9 protein-coding genes, 1 pseudogene and 1 riboswitch are annotated in these 13,560 nt (G+C 68.6%); of the genes and pseudogenes, 4 read left to right on the forward strand and 6 right to left on the reverse strand.

The genetic code is table 11. From position 1 onward, the window contains the following. Positions 1 to 283, forward strand: a pseudogene (locus AOZ49_RS22170) (D-glycero-beta-D-manno-heptose 1-phosphate adenylyltransferase); the annotation flags it as partial. A 13-nt stretch (positions 284 to 296) separates the two neighbouring features. Here AOZ49_RS22170 and AOZ49_RS22175 read toward each other — a convergent pair. The 6 genes from AOZ49_RS22175 to AOZ49_RS22200 all read right to left on the reverse strand — a co-directional run bounded on the left by AOZ49_RS22175 (position 297) and on the right by AOZ49_RS22200 (position 7,471). Next, positions 297 to 1,628, reverse strand: a complete 1,332-nt coding sequence (locus tag AOZ49_RS22175) for a TolC family outer membrane protein (protein WP_054477798.1) — start codon at positions 1,626 to 1,628, stop codon at positions 297 to 299. A gap of 110 nt (positions 1,629 to 1,738) precedes the next feature. Beyond that, positions 1,739 to 2,419 (reverse strand): protein-L-isoaspartate O-methyltransferase family protein, encoded by a 681-nt coding sequence (locus AOZ49_RS22180; RefSeq protein ID WP_006386870.1) that lies wholly within the window; start codon positions 2,417 to 2,419, stop codon positions 1,739 to 1,741. Positions 2,420 to 2,536: 117 nt separating this feature from the next. Then, complete coding sequence (gene thiD / locus AOZ49_RS22185; RefSeq protein WP_054477800.1) at positions 2,537 to 3,379, reverse strand: bifunctional hydroxymethylpyrimidine kinase/phosphomethylpyrimidine kinase; 843 nt, start codon at positions 3,377 to 3,379, stop codon at positions 2,537 to 2,539. Then, the gene (locus AOZ49_RS22190) at positions 3,376 to 4,185 is read right to left on the reverse strand and encodes a thiazole synthase (RefSeq protein WP_006386872.1); all 810 of its coding nucleotides are present in this window, start codon (positions 4,183 to 4,185) and stop codon (positions 3,376 to 3,378) included. The genes thiD and AOZ49_RS22190 overlap by 4 nt, the downstream gene beginning before the upstream one ends. A gap of 253 nt (positions 4,186 to 4,438) precedes the next feature. Then, positions 4,439 to 5,371, reverse strand: coding sequence for a cobalamin-binding protein (locus tag AOZ49_RS22195; RefSeq protein WP_054477802.1), 933 nt, complete (start codon positions 5,369 to 5,371; stop codon positions 4,439 to 4,441). 54 nt (positions 5,372 to 5,425) lie between these two features. Next, positions 5,426 to 7,471 carry a TonB-dependent receptor gene (locus tag AOZ49_RS22200; protein ID WP_054477804.1) on the reverse strand — a complete coding sequence of 682 codons (2,046 nt, stop codon included), beginning with the start codon at positions 7,469 to 7,471 and terminating at the stop codon, positions 5,426 to 5,428. A gap of 99 nt (positions 7,472 to 7,570) precedes the next feature. Beyond that, a riboswitch (cobalamin riboswitch) is annotated at positions 7,571 to 7,747 on the reverse strand. Between the two features lie 171 nt (positions 7,748 to 7,918). Here AOZ49_RS22200 and metH point away from each other — a divergent pair. The 3 genes from metH to AOZ49_RS22215 all read left to right on the forward strand — a co-directional run bounded on the left by metH (position 7,919) and on the right by AOZ49_RS22215 (position 13,550). Further along, positions 7,919 to 11,692, forward strand: coding sequence for a methionine synthase (gene metH / locus AOZ49_RS22205; RefSeq protein WP_054433254.1), 3,774 nt, complete (start codon positions 7,919 to 7,921; stop codon positions 11,690 to 11,692). Between the two features lie 179 nt (positions 11,693 to 11,871). After that, on the forward strand, positions 11,872 to 12,600 hold the full coding sequence (locus AOZ49_RS22210; protein ID WP_054433161.1) for a FadR/GntR family transcriptional regulator: 729 nt from the start codon (positions 11,872 to 11,874) through the stop codon (positions 12,598 to 12,600). Between the two features lie 83 nt (positions 12,601 to 12,683). Further along, positions 12,684 to 13,550 (forward strand): substrate-binding periplasmic protein, encoded by an 867-nt coding sequence (locus tag AOZ49_RS22215; protein ID WP_054477806.1) that lies wholly within the window; start codon positions 12,684 to 12,686, stop codon positions 13,548 to 13,550. Positions 13,551 to 13,560 lie beyond the last annotated feature (10 nt).

Below are 13,560 nucleotides of genomic sequence, written 5' to 3' on the forward strand. Positions count from 1 at the left end.
CCCGCTGAAGGGCGACGAGCGTCCCCTGAACCGCATGGAAGACCGCGCCGCGCTGCTGGCGGCGCTGGGCTTCGTCACGGTGGTCACCTCGTTCCACGAGGACACGCCCGAGGCCCTGATCGGCCAGCTCAAGCCGGACCTGATCGTCAAGGGCGGCGACTACGACATGGAAAAACTGCCCGAAACCGCCCTGGTCAAGTCCTGGGGCGGCCGCGCGGTGGCGATTCCGTTCGAGTTCGAGCGTTCCACCACGGCGCTGGTCAAGAAGATCCAGGGCGCCTGAGGCGGCGCCGCGCTCAGCGCGGCTCGCGCAGCAGCCGGTTGATGGCGTCCAGGTCGGACTCGACCAGGATGCCGCTGGTGGCCTTCAGGCGCAGTCCCGACAGCAACGTGCTGTAGCGCGCCAGCGCCAGGTCGCGCTGGGTGGCGTAGAGCTGTTGCTGGGCGTTGAGCACGTCCAGGTTGATGCGCACGCCCACTTCATAGCCGGTGCGGTTGGCCTCGACCGCGGCGCGGCTGGATTTCTCGCCGGCTTCGAGCGCCTGGATGCGCGCCAGCCCGCTGGTGACGCCGGTGTAGTACTGGCGCGCGGCCTGCACCGCCTGGCGCCGCGCCGCCTCGAAATCGTAGCGGGCCTTCTGTTCGAGCTGCACCTTCTCGGTGACCTGCGAGGACACCCCGCCGCCCGAATACAACGGAATCGACAGCACCACGCCGATGGTGCTGTCGATCGGCTTGCCCGGCGTGGCGTTGCGCATCACCGCGTCGCTGGCGCTGCCGCTGGTGGCGCGCAGGTTCAGGGTGGGGTAGTGACCGCTCTTGGCGATCTGGATCTGGCGGCCGGCGATGCGGGTCAGCAGCTGGGCGCGCAGCACGTCCAGGCTGGAGGATTCGGCCTGGTTGCTCCAGTCGGCCACGCGGGCCGGCTGCGGCGCCGGCAGTTGCACGCCCTGCGGCAGCTCGGCCAGCGCGCCGGGCGGGCCGCCGATGATCTTGGCCAGCTCGTCGCGGCGCACATCCAGGTCGTTCTGCAGGCGCAGTTCCTGCGCCACCACCAGGTCGTAGCGGGCCTGGGCCTCGTAGGTGTCGGTGATGGTGGCGTTGCCGAGCTCGAAATTGCGCTTGGCGGACTCCAGCTGGCCGGCCACGGCGGCCTTCTCGGCCTCGGTCGCGGTCAGGGTGTCCTGGGCGTACAGCACGTTGAAATAGGCGTCGGCCACGCGCAGCAGCAAGTCCTGGTAGGCCTGCTGCAGCTGCACTTCGACATCGGCGACGATCAGCTTGGACTGTTCGTAGTTCTGCCAGCGGCCCCAGTCGAACAGCGGCTGCGTCAGCGCCAGGTCCCAGACGCCGCGGCCGCCGCTGTAGGCCATGTTCAGGCCGCGGGTGCTGCGGGTTTCCTGGTAGGCGCCGCCGACGCCGGCCGAGACTTCGGGCAGCAGCAGGGCGCGCGCCTGCGGCTCTTTTTCGAGGCCGGCGCGATAGTTGGCGCGGGCCGCGGCGTAGATGGGATCGTTGCCGAGGGCGGATTGCCACACCTGCAACAGGTTCTGCGCGCACGCGACAGACGGGCCGACACTTGCGGCGGAGGTAAAAACCAGTAAAGCCGTAAGCAGTCGGACGCGCATGATCTGTCAGGAGGTGGGGTGCTGCTCCAGGGAGTCGGGGTCTGGGGTCCGGTATCCGGCCCACGGACGCGGGCCGGAAGGGCGGGGCCGTGGGGCGCCGCCGTCGGGACTCAGAACTTGAACTGCGACACCGTGGCGCCGCGCAGGGGCTTGATGACCGTTTCGAACAGATTGACGGTCTCGAAGCTGGCGGCGGTGGTGCGGGTGATGCGACAGGCCGTCATGACGGGGGCCTGGCCGACGACGACGACCAGGCGGCCGCCGACGCGCAGTTGGTACTTGAGCGCGTCCGGCACGACCGGCACCGAGCCGGTCACCAGGATCGCGTCGTATTCGGTGGAGCCCCAGCCGTTGCGGCCGTCGCCGGTCTCGACCTTGACGTTGGTGACGTTGTTCATCTGCAGGTTCTGCTGCGCGAACGTGACCAGGCGGCTGTCGATCTCGACCGAGGTGACCTGTTGCGCCAGGTAGCCCAGCAGCGCGGCCTGGTAGCCGGAGCCGGTGCCGATTTCCAGCACACAGTCGGACTTGCTCAGTTGCAGTTCCTGGGCCAGGCGGGCTTCGACCTTGGGGGCGAGCATGGTCTGGCGGGTGTTGACCGCGTTGATTTCCAGCGGCAGTTCCAGGTCGGAAAACGCCAGGGCGCGCAGCGCCGGCGGAACGAACTGTTCGCGGCGCACATCGAACAGCGCTTGCAGCACGTTGGCGTCCAGGACGTCCCACGGGCGGATCTGCTGTTCCACCATGTTGAAGCGGGCTTGTTCTACGTCGGGCAGGGTCGAAGCGTTCATGACGGTCAGGAAAAAAGCGGAGGAATCAGCTGACCATTGTACCGATTCGTAGCGTCCTGTGACGCGGCGGGGCGGACCGACTGGTTACAGAGGGGAAATCGGACCCGCCCGCCGGGCTCACCACCAGGCGTGGAAGTGGTGCACCGGGCCGTGGCCGGAGCCGACCGACAGGCGCTCGGCGTGGCGGATGGCCTCGGTCAGGTAGGCCTTGGCGCGGCGCGCCGCCTCGGGCACGTCCTCGACCTGCGGCAGCAGGGCGGCCAGGGCGGCCGACAGGGTGCAGCCGGTGCCGTGGGTGTTGGCGGTCTCGATGCGGTGGCCGGGCAGCTCGATCATGCGGTCGCCGTCGTGCAGCAGGTCGATGGTGTCGTTGCCGGGCAGGTGGCCGCCCTTGACCATGACCCAGCGCTGGCCCGAATGCGCCAGCTTGTTGCGCAGGCGCTCGGCCACGCGCCGCATTTCCTTGACCGTCTCCACCGGGCGCTCTTCCAGCAGCACGCCGGCCTCGGGCAGGTTCGGGGTCAGCAGCGTGGCCTGCGGCAGCAGGGCCTCGCGCATGGCGCCGACGGCGTCGCGTTCCAGCAGCAGGTCGCCGCTCTTGGCCACCATGACCGGGTCCAGCACGACGTGGGCCGGGGTCCACTTGGCCAGCTTCTCGGCCACCACCTGGATCACCGGCTGCTGGCCCAGCATGCCGATCTTGACCGCGTCGATGCGCACGTCGGCGAACAGGGTGTCGATCTGCTGGCCGACGAAGGCCGGCGGCACCGGCGAGATGCCGGTGACGCCCTGGGTGTTCTGGGCGGTGAGCGCGGCGATCACGGCGCAGCCATAGGCGCCCAGGGCGCTCATGGCCTTGACGTCGGCCAGGATGCCGGCGCCGCCGGACGGGTCGACGCCGGCGATGGTCAGCGCGTTGGGGATCTGGCGGCCGTTGGCGGCCGGCTGGCGGCGGCTCATTTGGCGGCGCCGGGGGCGGCGGTGATCAGGCCTTCGGTGGGCGAGCTGGGCGCGCCGCTGTAGAGCTTTTTCGGCATGCGGCCGGCCAGGAAGGCCTCGCGGCCGGACTCGACGCCCTTTTTCATGGCGCTGGCCATCAGCACCGGGTCGCGCGCGGCGGCGATGGCGGTGTTCATCAGCACGGCGTCGCAGCCCAGTTCCATGGCGATGGCGGCGTCCGAGGCGGTGCCCACGCCGGCGTCCACCACCACCGGCACGCGCGCCTGGTCGATGATCAGGCGCAGATTCCAGGGGTTCAGGATGCCCATGCCGGAGCCGATCAGCGAGGCCAGCGGCATCACGGCCACGGCGCCCATGTCTTCGAGCATGCGGCACTGGATGGGATCGTCGGTGCAATAGACCATGACCTGGAAGCCCTCATCCACCAGCGTCTTGGTGGCCTTGAGGGTTTCGGGCATGTTGGGGAACAGCGTGTGCGGATCGCCCAGCACTTCCAGCTTGACCAGGGCGTGGCCGTCCAGCAGCTCGCGCGCCAGGCGCAGCGTGCGCACGGCGTCGTCGGCCGAGTAGCAGCCGGCGGTGTTGGGCAGCAGCGTGAACTTGGACATCGGCACGTAGTCGAGCAGGTTGGGCTCGCCCGGGTTCTGGCCGATGTTGGTGCGGCGGATGGCGACCGTGACGATCTCCGTGCCGCTGGCGTCCAGCGCGGCGCGGGTCTGTTCGAAATCCTTGTACTTGCCGGTGCCGACGAGCAGGCGCGACGAGTAGGCGCGGCCGGCGATGGTGAGAGTGTCTTGAGTGGTCATGGCGGTGTGTCAAAGGGCGGGCGCGCGCTGCGGAACCCGCGGGGGCTGGCTGATCATCGGGCGGATCAACGGGTTGATCACGGTTAGCCGAATCATAAAGCACGGGGCGGCGTGTCAGTCCCCGTGGCGGGGCCGCGGCGTTCCAGAAATCGCGCTTGCCGCGCAGCCATGCGGCGCGCGAATGACCGGGTCGCGGACAGGGGTATCCCGGACGGCCCCGGCGGCGCGGGGGCGGCCGCGCGTGTCGGGATGCCTAGGGCTGGCGCAGCCGGTCCAGGTCCGCGCACAGCTGCTCGGCCGCGTCGACCAGGCGCGGGCCGGGGCGGTAGAGCGCGTCGGCGTCGATGCCGTAGACGTGGCCGGCCTGCGCGGCCGGCAGGCCCATGGCGCGCCAGGCGGCCAGGTTGCGGGCGGTGTCGGCGGGCGCGGAGACGCCGGCCAGCACCGCGTCGGGACGCGCCGCCAGCACGCTTTCCAGGCCGACCTGCGGCGCCACCACGGGCGCGTCGCCGAACACGTTGACGCCGCCGCACAGGCGCAGCGCGTCGCTGACGATGCTGGCGTGGTTCAGGGTGTAGATGGGGTCCAGGCCCGCCTGCACGAAGACCCGCACCGGCGCGCGGCCGGCGTAGCGCGCGGCCAGCGCATCGAGGCGCGCGCGCAGGGCCTGGGCGGCGGGGCCGGCCTGCGCCTCGGTGCCGAACAGCACGCCCAGGCGTTCGACCGCGTCGGGAATGGCCGCGAGCGTCTGCGGGTCGCTGTAGTAGACCGCCACGCCCAGCTTGTCCATCACGCGCGCCAGCGGCGCGGCGGCGGACGGTTGCCAGGCGATGATCAGGTCGGGCCGGGTGGCGGCCACGCGTTCGGGGTCGGGCTGGGTGCCGTCGCCGATGACCGGCAGGGCGCGGGCGGCGGGCGGGTAGTCGCTGCCGCGGATGGTGGCGACCAGGTAGGCGCCGGCGCCGGCCGCGTAGACCAGCTCGGTGGCGTGCGGCGCGAGGGTCACCGCGCGCCGCGCCGGGGCGGCCAGGGTGACGTCGCGGCCGCGGTCGTCGCGCGCGTGGATCGCCGCCGGGGTTTCGACCGAGGTCGCGGCTGGCGTCTTGGCCGAGGTGTAGGCCGCCGCCGGCCCCGGGGCGCACAACAGCCCCAGGACGGCGAACGGAAGGGCGCGGACGAAGGTCATGCGGTGGCTCGATACGGTCGGCGTGGAGGAACGCCGACTATATCGGATCGCCGCTTAGTAGCGCACCGTGAGGGAGGCGTAGAAGTTGCGGCCGGGCGCGGGGTACAGGTTGTAGTTGGCAACCGGACCCAGCATCTGGAACGAGGCATCGCCGCCACGGATGCCGTAGGTGGCGTACTTGCGGTCCAGCAGGTTGTTGATGCCGAACGCGCCTTCGATGTTGCGGGTGAACTTGTAGGCCACCTTGGTATTGAAGAGCACGTAGGCGTCCAGCTGCGTGTCGAACTGGTTGGCCTGGTCGTTGTCCATGCGCGATTTGCCCACGTACTGCGCCGACACGTTCCACAGGAACGCGTCGGTGGGGCGCCAGGTCACGCCGGCGTTGGCCAGCCACTTGGGCGCCAGCGGCACGGTCTTGCCCGACAGGTCGACGCCGGCGTAGGTGCCGGAGCGGAACTGCGCTTCCATCCAGGTCAGGTTGGCGTCCAGCGTCAGGCTGCTGGTCAGCTTGTGATGGCCTTCCAGTTCGATGCCCTGGCGACGGGTCGGATCCAGGTTGGTGTTGGCGCCGGTGCCCGGGCCCCACATGCCGTCGGCCAGCGGGTTGTACTGGATCTCGTTGGTCAGGTCATAGCGGAACCACGACAGGCGGGCGCTGCTGCTGTCCGAGGCCCAGGTCACGCCCAGTTCCTTGTCGGTGGACGTCTGCGGCGCCAGCGGCGATTGCACCGACAGCGCTTCGTCGGCGTTGGGCAGGCGGAAGCTGCGGCCGACCTTGCCGTACAGGCCGAAGCCGGCGGCCAGGTCCTGGCGCACGCCCAGCTGCCAGGCGGTCAGGTGGTGGCCCTTGTCCGATTCCTCGCCCGAGCCGGAAATGACTTCCAGCTTGTCGGAGGCGTACTGGCGGCGCACGCCCAGGGTGACGTAGGTGCTGTCGGTGGCGCGGATCTGGCCATCGGCGAACAGGCCGTACTGGTGCTGGCGCGACTGCCACTTGGACGGCGTGAAGTCGTAGTAGGCGTTCTGGTTGGAGGTGGTCTTGGCTTCCTGCGCGTCGGCGCCGAACACGATGCTGTGGCCGCCGTTGATCGGCAGGCGGTAGCGCAGGCTGGCCAGGTTTTCTTCCAGCTTCTGGTCGCGCAGCGTGTCGCCGAAACCGTCGTACGACAGGCCGTTGAGCTTCTTCTCGCGGGTCGACGCGTCGGCGTACAGCGTGCCGACGCCCAACTGCTGCTCGACCTGCAGGCCGAAGGTGGTGCTGGTGGTCTTGACGTTGTCGATCTTGTTCTTGGCGCCGCGCGGGTCGCTTTCGAACTGGTTCTCGCCCGTGGTCGGGTTGATCAGGCGCGGGCCCGGCAGGTCCAGCTTCTGCGTGGTGGTGTTGCCATACAGGCGGATCGAGCCGTTGTCGTGGCGGAAGGTGATGCCGCCGCCGCCGCCCTCGCGGCTCTCGCCGCTGTGCTCGCGGTAGCCGTCGCTGTGCAGCGACTGCATGTAGGCGTCCACGCCCACTTTCTGGTTGTTAAGGGCCACCGCGGCGTCGTACTGGCGCAGGCCGTAGCTGCCGAAGGTGGCGGTGGCGCGGGTCGTGACCGGCTCCTTGGCGAAGTCCTTGCGGGTGATGATGTTGATCACGCCGCCGGTGGTGCCGCCGCCGTACTGGACCGAACCGCTGCCGCGCACGATTTCGACGCGCTCGACCTGGTCCAGCGGCACCACGCCCAGGTTGGGGGCGGACAGGTCGTTGGTGTTCTGCTTGACGCCGTCGATCATGATCAGCGTGTTGCTGGCGCCGGTGATGCCGAAGCCGCGCAGGTCGACGATTGCGTTGTCGCTGGAGCTGCTGGTATTGACCAGGTGGATGCCGGCCTGCGTCGACAGCAGGTCCTGCATGGTGCGGGCGCTGCTGGCGGCGATGTCTTCGGCGGTGATGACCGAGATCGACACGGGCAGGGTGCGGCCGTCCGTCGGCACGCGCTGGGCGGTGACGGTGATGCTGTCGAGTTCGGGGGCGGGGGTGGCGGCTTGCTGGGCGGCGGACAGGGCCGGGGCGGAGCAGAGCAGGGCGCCGGCATAGCGCCGGATGGAGCGGGATTTCATCTACAAGACCTCGATGCGACCCGCGACCCCGCAGGTCAATCACGATGGGGAGGAAACCCGGGCCACGCCGCAATCCCTGGGGAGCGGGCGCCGGACGGGCGTCCTGGCGATCGAACAGGCCGGTATCGGGCTGCCATGGGCGCATCGCGCGCATGGGGACCGTTGCGGGGGCAGCACAGGCTGGATACCGGGGCTCGCCAACCTTGTGGGTGGCGAGAGGCGTCTTCCTGTTTCCCGTTTACCTTTCGCGCGCGGACCGGCAAGTGTTGCGTTCTTGCCTGTCCCAGTGCGCCGAAAGCACCGGTTCGGGGCCGAAACTGTATCACCGGAGGGCGGAGCAGGGCCTGTTTTGTTACGATCAGGGGTTGATTTTTCGGCCTTTATCGCTTTTTAGCGACATTTGCCCGGCCGCTTTCGTTGCCCAACCCCCACCTTTCGGACCTGAACGTGTCGTATCCCCGCCTGCCTTACCCGCCCGAGAGCTTCACCCGCGGCGGCGATTTCGCCCGTTTGCTCGGCCAGCGCATCCTGATCCTGGACGGGGCGATGGGCACGATGATCCAGCGCTACAAGCTGGGCGAGGCCGATTTCCGCGGCGAGCGCTTCGCCGACCATGGCAAGGACCTGAAGGGCGACAACGAACTGCTGTCGCTGGTGCGGCCGGACGTGATCTCGGAGATCCACCGCCAGTACCTGGAAGCCGGCGCCGACGTCATCGAGACCAACACCTTCGGCGCCACCTCGATCGCCCAGGGCGACTACGACCTGCCGGAACTGGCCTACGAACTGAACCTGGTGTCGGCGCGGCTGGCGCGCGAGGCCTGTGACCAGTACAGCACGCCGGACAAGCCGCGCTTCGTGGCCGGCGCGCTCGGCCCGCAGCCCAAGACGGCGTCGATCTCGCCCGACGTGAACGACCCGGGCGCCCGCAACGTCACCTTCGACGAGCTGCGCGTCGCCTACATTGAACAGCTCAACGGCCTGCTGGACGGCGGCATCGACATCGTCCTGATCGAAACCATCTTCGACACGCTCAACGCCAAGGCGGCGATCTTCGCCACCGAGGAAGTGTTCGAGCAGCGCGGCATCCGCCTGCCGGTGATGATCTCGGGCACCGTCACCGACGCCTCCGGCCGCATCCTGTCGGGCCAGACCGTCGAGGCCTTCTGGAACTCGGTGCGCCATGCGCGTCCGGTCACCATCGGCCTGAACTGCGCGCTGGGCGCGGCGCTGATGCGCCCGTACGTGGCCGAGCTGTCCAAGATCTGCGACACCTACGTCTGCGTGTACCCCAACGCCGGCCTGCCCAACCCGATGGCCGAGACCGGCTTCGACGAGACGCCGGCCGACACCTCGGCGCTGCTGGAGGAATTCGCCCGCGCCGGGCTGGTGAACATGTCGGGCGGCTGCTGCGGCACCACGCCCGACCATATCCGCGCGATTGCCGACAAGGTCACGGCGCTGACGCCGCGGGTGGTGCCGGACATCCCGGTCAAGACCCGCCTGTCGGGCCTGGAGCCGCTCAATATCGACGAAGACACGCTGTACGTGAACGTGGGCGAACGCACCAACGTCACGGGCAGCAAGATGTTCGCGCGCCTGATCCGCGAAGAGAAGTACGACGAGGCGCTGGCCGTGGCCCGCCAGCAGGTCGAGAACGGCGCGCAGATCATCGACATCAACATGGACGAGGCCATGCTGGATTCGGTGGCGTGCATGCACCGCTTCTTGAACCTGATCGCCTCCGAGCCCGACATCGCCCGCGTGCCGGTGATGATCGACAGCTCCAAGTGGGACGTCATCGAGACCGGCCTGAAGTGCGTGCAGGGCAAGCCGGTGGTCAACTCGATCTCGATGAAGGAAGGGCTGGAGCCGTTCCGCCACCACGCCCGCCTGTGCCGCCGCTACGGCGCGGCGGTGGTGGTGATGGCGTTCGACGAACTGGGCCAGGCCGATACGCTGGAGCGCCGCAAGGAAATCTGCGGCCGCGCCTACAAGATCCTGGTCGAGGAAGAGGGCTTCCCGCCGGAAGACATCATTTTCGATCCCAACGTGTTCGCGGTCGCCACCGGCATCGACGAGCACAACCACTACGCCGTCGACTTCATCGAAGGCACGCGCTGGATCCGCGAGAACCTGCCCCACGCCCGCATTTCGGGCGGCGTGTCGAACGTGAGCTTCTCGTTCCGCGGCAACGAGCCGATGCGCGAGGCCATCCACACGGTGTTTCTGTATTACGCGGTCAAGGAAGGCATGACGATGGGCATCGTCAACGCCGGCCAGCTGGGCGTGTACGCGGACCTCGATCCCAAGCTGCGCGATCTGGTCGAGGACGTGGTGCTGGACCGCGCCGAGCCGGTCGGCAAGACCGACCCGGCCGACGAACGCACGCCGACCGAGCGCCTGGTGCAGTTCGCCGACACGGTGAAGGGCTCGGGCGCCAAGAAGGAAGAAGACCTGGCCTGGCGCAATGCCGAAGTCGAGGCGCGCCTGTCGCACGCGCTGGTGCATGGCATCACCGCCTTCATCGTCGAGGACACCGAAGAGGTGCGCCAGAAGATCGCCGCGCGCGGCGGCCGTCCGATCGAGGTGATCGAAGGCCCGCTGATGGACGGCATGAACGTGGTCGGCGACCTGTTCGGCGAGGGCAAGATGTTCCTGCCGCAGGTGGTGAAGTCGGCGCGCGTGATGAAGCAGGCCGTGGCCCACCTGATCCCCTTCATCGAAGAGGAAAAGCGCCAGATCGCGGCGGCCGGCGGCGACGTGCGCGCCAAGGGCAAGATCGTCATCGCCACGGTCAAGGGCGACGTGCACGACATCGGCAAGAACATCGTGTCGGTGGTCCTGCAGTGCAATAACTTCGAAGTGGTGAACATGGGCGTGATGGTGCCCTGCGCCCAGATCCTGGAGAAGGCCAAGGAAGAGAACGCCGACATCGTCGGCCTGTCCGGCCTGATCACGCCCAGCCTGGAAGAGATGGCCTACGTCGCCTCGGAAATGCAGCGCGACGAGTATTTCCGCAGCCGCAAGGTGCCGCTGATGATCGGCGGCGCCACCACCAGCCGCGTGCACACCGCCGTCAAGATCGCGCCCAACTACGAAGGCCCGGTGATCTACGTGCCGGACGCCAGCCGTTCGGTGGGCGTAGCCACCAGCCTGATGTCCGACCAGTCGGACGCCTACCTGGCGGAGCTGGCCGAGGAATACGAGGACGTGCGCCGACGCCACGCCAACCGCAAGGCCACGCCGATCCTGCCGCTGGCCGAGGCGCGCGCCTCGCGTCCGCAGATCGACTGGGACAGCTACACGCCGCCGCGCCCCAAGTTCATCGGCCGCCGCACCTTCAAGAGCTATGACCTGGCCGAGATTGCCAAGTATGTGGACTGGGGCCCGTTCTTCCAGACCTGGAGCCTGTTCGGGCCGTTCCCGGCGATCCTGGACGACAAGGTGGTGGGCGAGCAGGCGCGCAAGGTCTACGCCGACGGCCAGGCCATGATGAAACGCATCGTCGAGGGCCGCTGGCTGACCGCCAACGGCGTGGTCGGCTTCTACCCGGCCAACAGCGTCAACGACGAGGACATCGAGGTCTACAAGGACGAGAGCCGCAGCGAGGTGCTGTTCACCTACCGCAACCTGCGCCAGCAGGGCGCCAAGCGCGAGGGCGTCAGCAACAAGTCGCTGTCGGACTTCATCGCGCCGAAGTCCAGCGGCAAGCTGGACTACATCGGCATGTTCGCGGTGACGGCGGGCCTGGGCATCGAGAAGAAGGAAGCCGAGTTCGAGAAGGCGCTGGACGACTACTCCAGCATCATGCTGAAGTCGCTGGCCGACCGCCTGGCCGAAGCCTTCGCCGAATGCCTGCACGCCCGCGTGCGCCAGGACCTGTGGGGCTATGCCGCCGACGAGGCGCTGTCCAACGATGACATGATCGCCGAGAAGTACGTCGGCATCCGCCCGGCGCCCGGCTATCCGGCCTGCCCGGAACACGTGGTCAAGACCGACATGTTCCGCGTGCTGGACGGCGCCGACATCGGCATGATGCTGACCGACAGCTACGCCATGTTCCCGGCCTCGAGCGTGTCGGGCTTCTACTTCAGCCATCCGCAGTCGCAGTACTTCAACGTCGGCATCATCGGCGAAGACCAGTTGCAGGACTACGCCGCGCGCAGCGGCCGCAGCATCGAGGACCTCAAGCGCACCCTGGCGCCGAACCTGGGCTGAGGCGGCCCGCGCCGCCGCGCCGGGCCCGCCCGGCATTTCAGCGCCACCCCAGCGCCGCCCCGGCTCGTCCGGCGCGGCGCTTTGTTTTATTCGGACGGTTTACCAAATGGATAGTGGTAAACCATGATGCGACAAATTGGTAAACCACATAATATTTGGTCCAACCACTTTCAACCGACATGACACTACAACTGATTCCCAAGCCCGAAGAACCCGCCGGCAAGCCGGTGGCCGACCGCGCCTACCTGCGGCTGGCCGCGCAGATCCAGGCGCTGGTGGCGCAGGGCGAGTTCGCGGTGGGCAAGCGCCTGCCGGCCGAGCGCGCGCTGGCCGAGCGCTTCGACGTCAGCCGCACCTCGCTGCGCGAGGCCATCATCGCGCTGGAACTGCAGGGCGTGGTGGAAGTGCGCGGCGGCTCGGGCATCTATGTCTGTGAACCGCGTCCGGGCGTGGCGCGGCTGCCGACCGCGCAGGAGCCGGGCGCGGGGCCGTTCGAGTTGCTGCGCGCGCGCTGCCTGGTCGAATCGGAAATCGCCGCGCTGGCGGCCAGCACCCGCAACGATGCCGACCTGGATCGCATCTTCGAGGCGCTGACCACCATGCGCGAGCAGATGATGCACAAGGAAGAAAACCAGGAGGCCGACCGCCGTTTCCACCTGTACATCGCGCAGTCCACCGGCAACAGCGTGCTGCTGGGCACCGTGACGGCGATGTGGGACCAGGCGCAAGGCCCCATCTGGGAAAAGATCGAACAGCATTTCCATACGCAGGAATTGCGCCAGGCGTCGCAGGAAGACCACCAGCGCATCTTCAGCGCGCTGGTGGCGCGCGATGCGGATGGCGCGCGGCAGGCGATGCGCAATCACCTCGAACGCGTGATCGGCGAGTTCGCGCAGGGGTGGCGTTGACGTAGTACCGGCAGGCGGCCCCCGGCAGAGCGCGGAAGATACCGCGCCCCGGAACCGGGCGACACACATCAGGAGACAACAGGATGCAGCAAAGGAACAAGGGGAGCCGCGCCTGGCACAGGGCGGCGGCGATGCTGTCGGCGTGCGCGCTGGCGGCCTATGCGCTGACCGCGCCGGCGATGGCGCAGGAAGCGCCCGCGGCGGGCCAGAGCGCGCGCATCGATGCGATCCGCAAGGCGGGCGAGCTGCGCGTCGGCGTGCTGCAGAACGCGCCCTGGCTGCTGCAGGACGTGTCCGGCAAGGGCGGCGAGGGCTGGAGCGGTCCGGCCTGGCTGCTGGCCAAGGAATACGCCCGCCTGCTGGGCGTGAAGCTGACGCCGGTGCAGGTCTCGCACGAGACCAAGGTGCCGGTGCTGGCGGCCAATCAGGTCGACATGACCATCAGCCCGCTGGCCGAAACGCCGGAGCGCCTGAAAGTGGTCGACTTCGTGCTGTATTCGTCCACCAGCGTCTGCCTGTTCGGCCTGGCGTCCAATCCCAGGATGGCCGCGGCCAAGTCGGTCGATGACCTGAACCGGCCCGGCGTCACCATCGCCTATTTCACCGGCGGCGCCGAGGAGGCCTGGGTCAAGCAGCGCTTTCCCAACGCCACGCTGCGCGCCGTGGCCAACTCGGGCGCCACCGCGCCGATCGAGGAAATCATGGCCAGGCGCGCCGACGCGGCGCCGATCAATCGCGTGCCCTGGGTCGGCCTGAGCCGCAAGGTGCGCGGCCTGACCGTGCTGCCCGCCGAGGCCAACTGCCAGCAGAGCACCGAAAAGGCCTCGCCGGTGGGCCTGGCGATCGACAAGAACCAACCCGAATACCTGGCCTGGCTGCGGCAGGTGGCCGCCGGCATGAAGACGCGCCTGGACGCCGACGAAATGCGCATCATCGAACAGACCCCGTAGGCCGCTCCGG

Origin of the sequence: Achromobacter sp. 2789STDY5608615, assembly GCF_001298995.1 — a bacterium.
Lineage (GTDB): Bacteria > Pseudomonadota > Gammaproteobacteria > Burkholderiales > Burkholderiaceae_B > Achromobacter > Achromobacter insuavis.

Bases quoted from the DNA above. Each gene is read 5' to 3' on its own strand.
- AOZ49_RS22190 (WP_006386872.1), bottom strand. From the start codon at position 4,185: ATGACCACTCAAGACACTCTCACCATCGCCGGCCGCGCCTACTCGTCG.
- AOZ49_RS22200 (WP_054477804.1), bottom strand. From the start codon at position 7,471: ATGAAATCCCGCTCCATCCGGCGCTATGCCGGCGCCCTGCTCTGCTCC.
- AOZ49_RS22210 (WP_054433161.1), top strand. From the start codon at position 11,872: ATGACACTACAACTGATTCCCAAGCCCGAAGAACCCGCCGGCAAGCCG.
- AOZ49_RS22180 (WP_006386870.1), bottom strand. From the start codon at position 2,419: ATGAACGCTTCGACCCTGCCCGACGTAGAACAAGCCCGCTTCAACATG.
- thiD (WP_054477800.1), bottom strand. From the start codon at position 3,379: ATGAGCCGCCGCCAGCCGGCCGCCAACGGCCGCCAGATCCCCAACGCG.
- AOZ49_RS22215 (WP_054477806.1), top strand. From the start codon at position 12,684: ATGCAGCAAAGGAACAAGGGGAGCCGCGCCTGGCACAGGGCGGCGGCG.
- AOZ49_RS22175 (WP_054477798.1), bottom strand. From the start codon at position 1,628: ATGCGCGTCCGACTGCTTACGGCTTTACTGGTTTTTACCTCCGCCGCA.
- AOZ49_RS22195 (WP_054477802.1), bottom strand. From the start codon at position 5,371: ATGACCTTCGTCCGCGCCCTTCCGTTCGCCGTCCTGGGGCTGTTGTGC.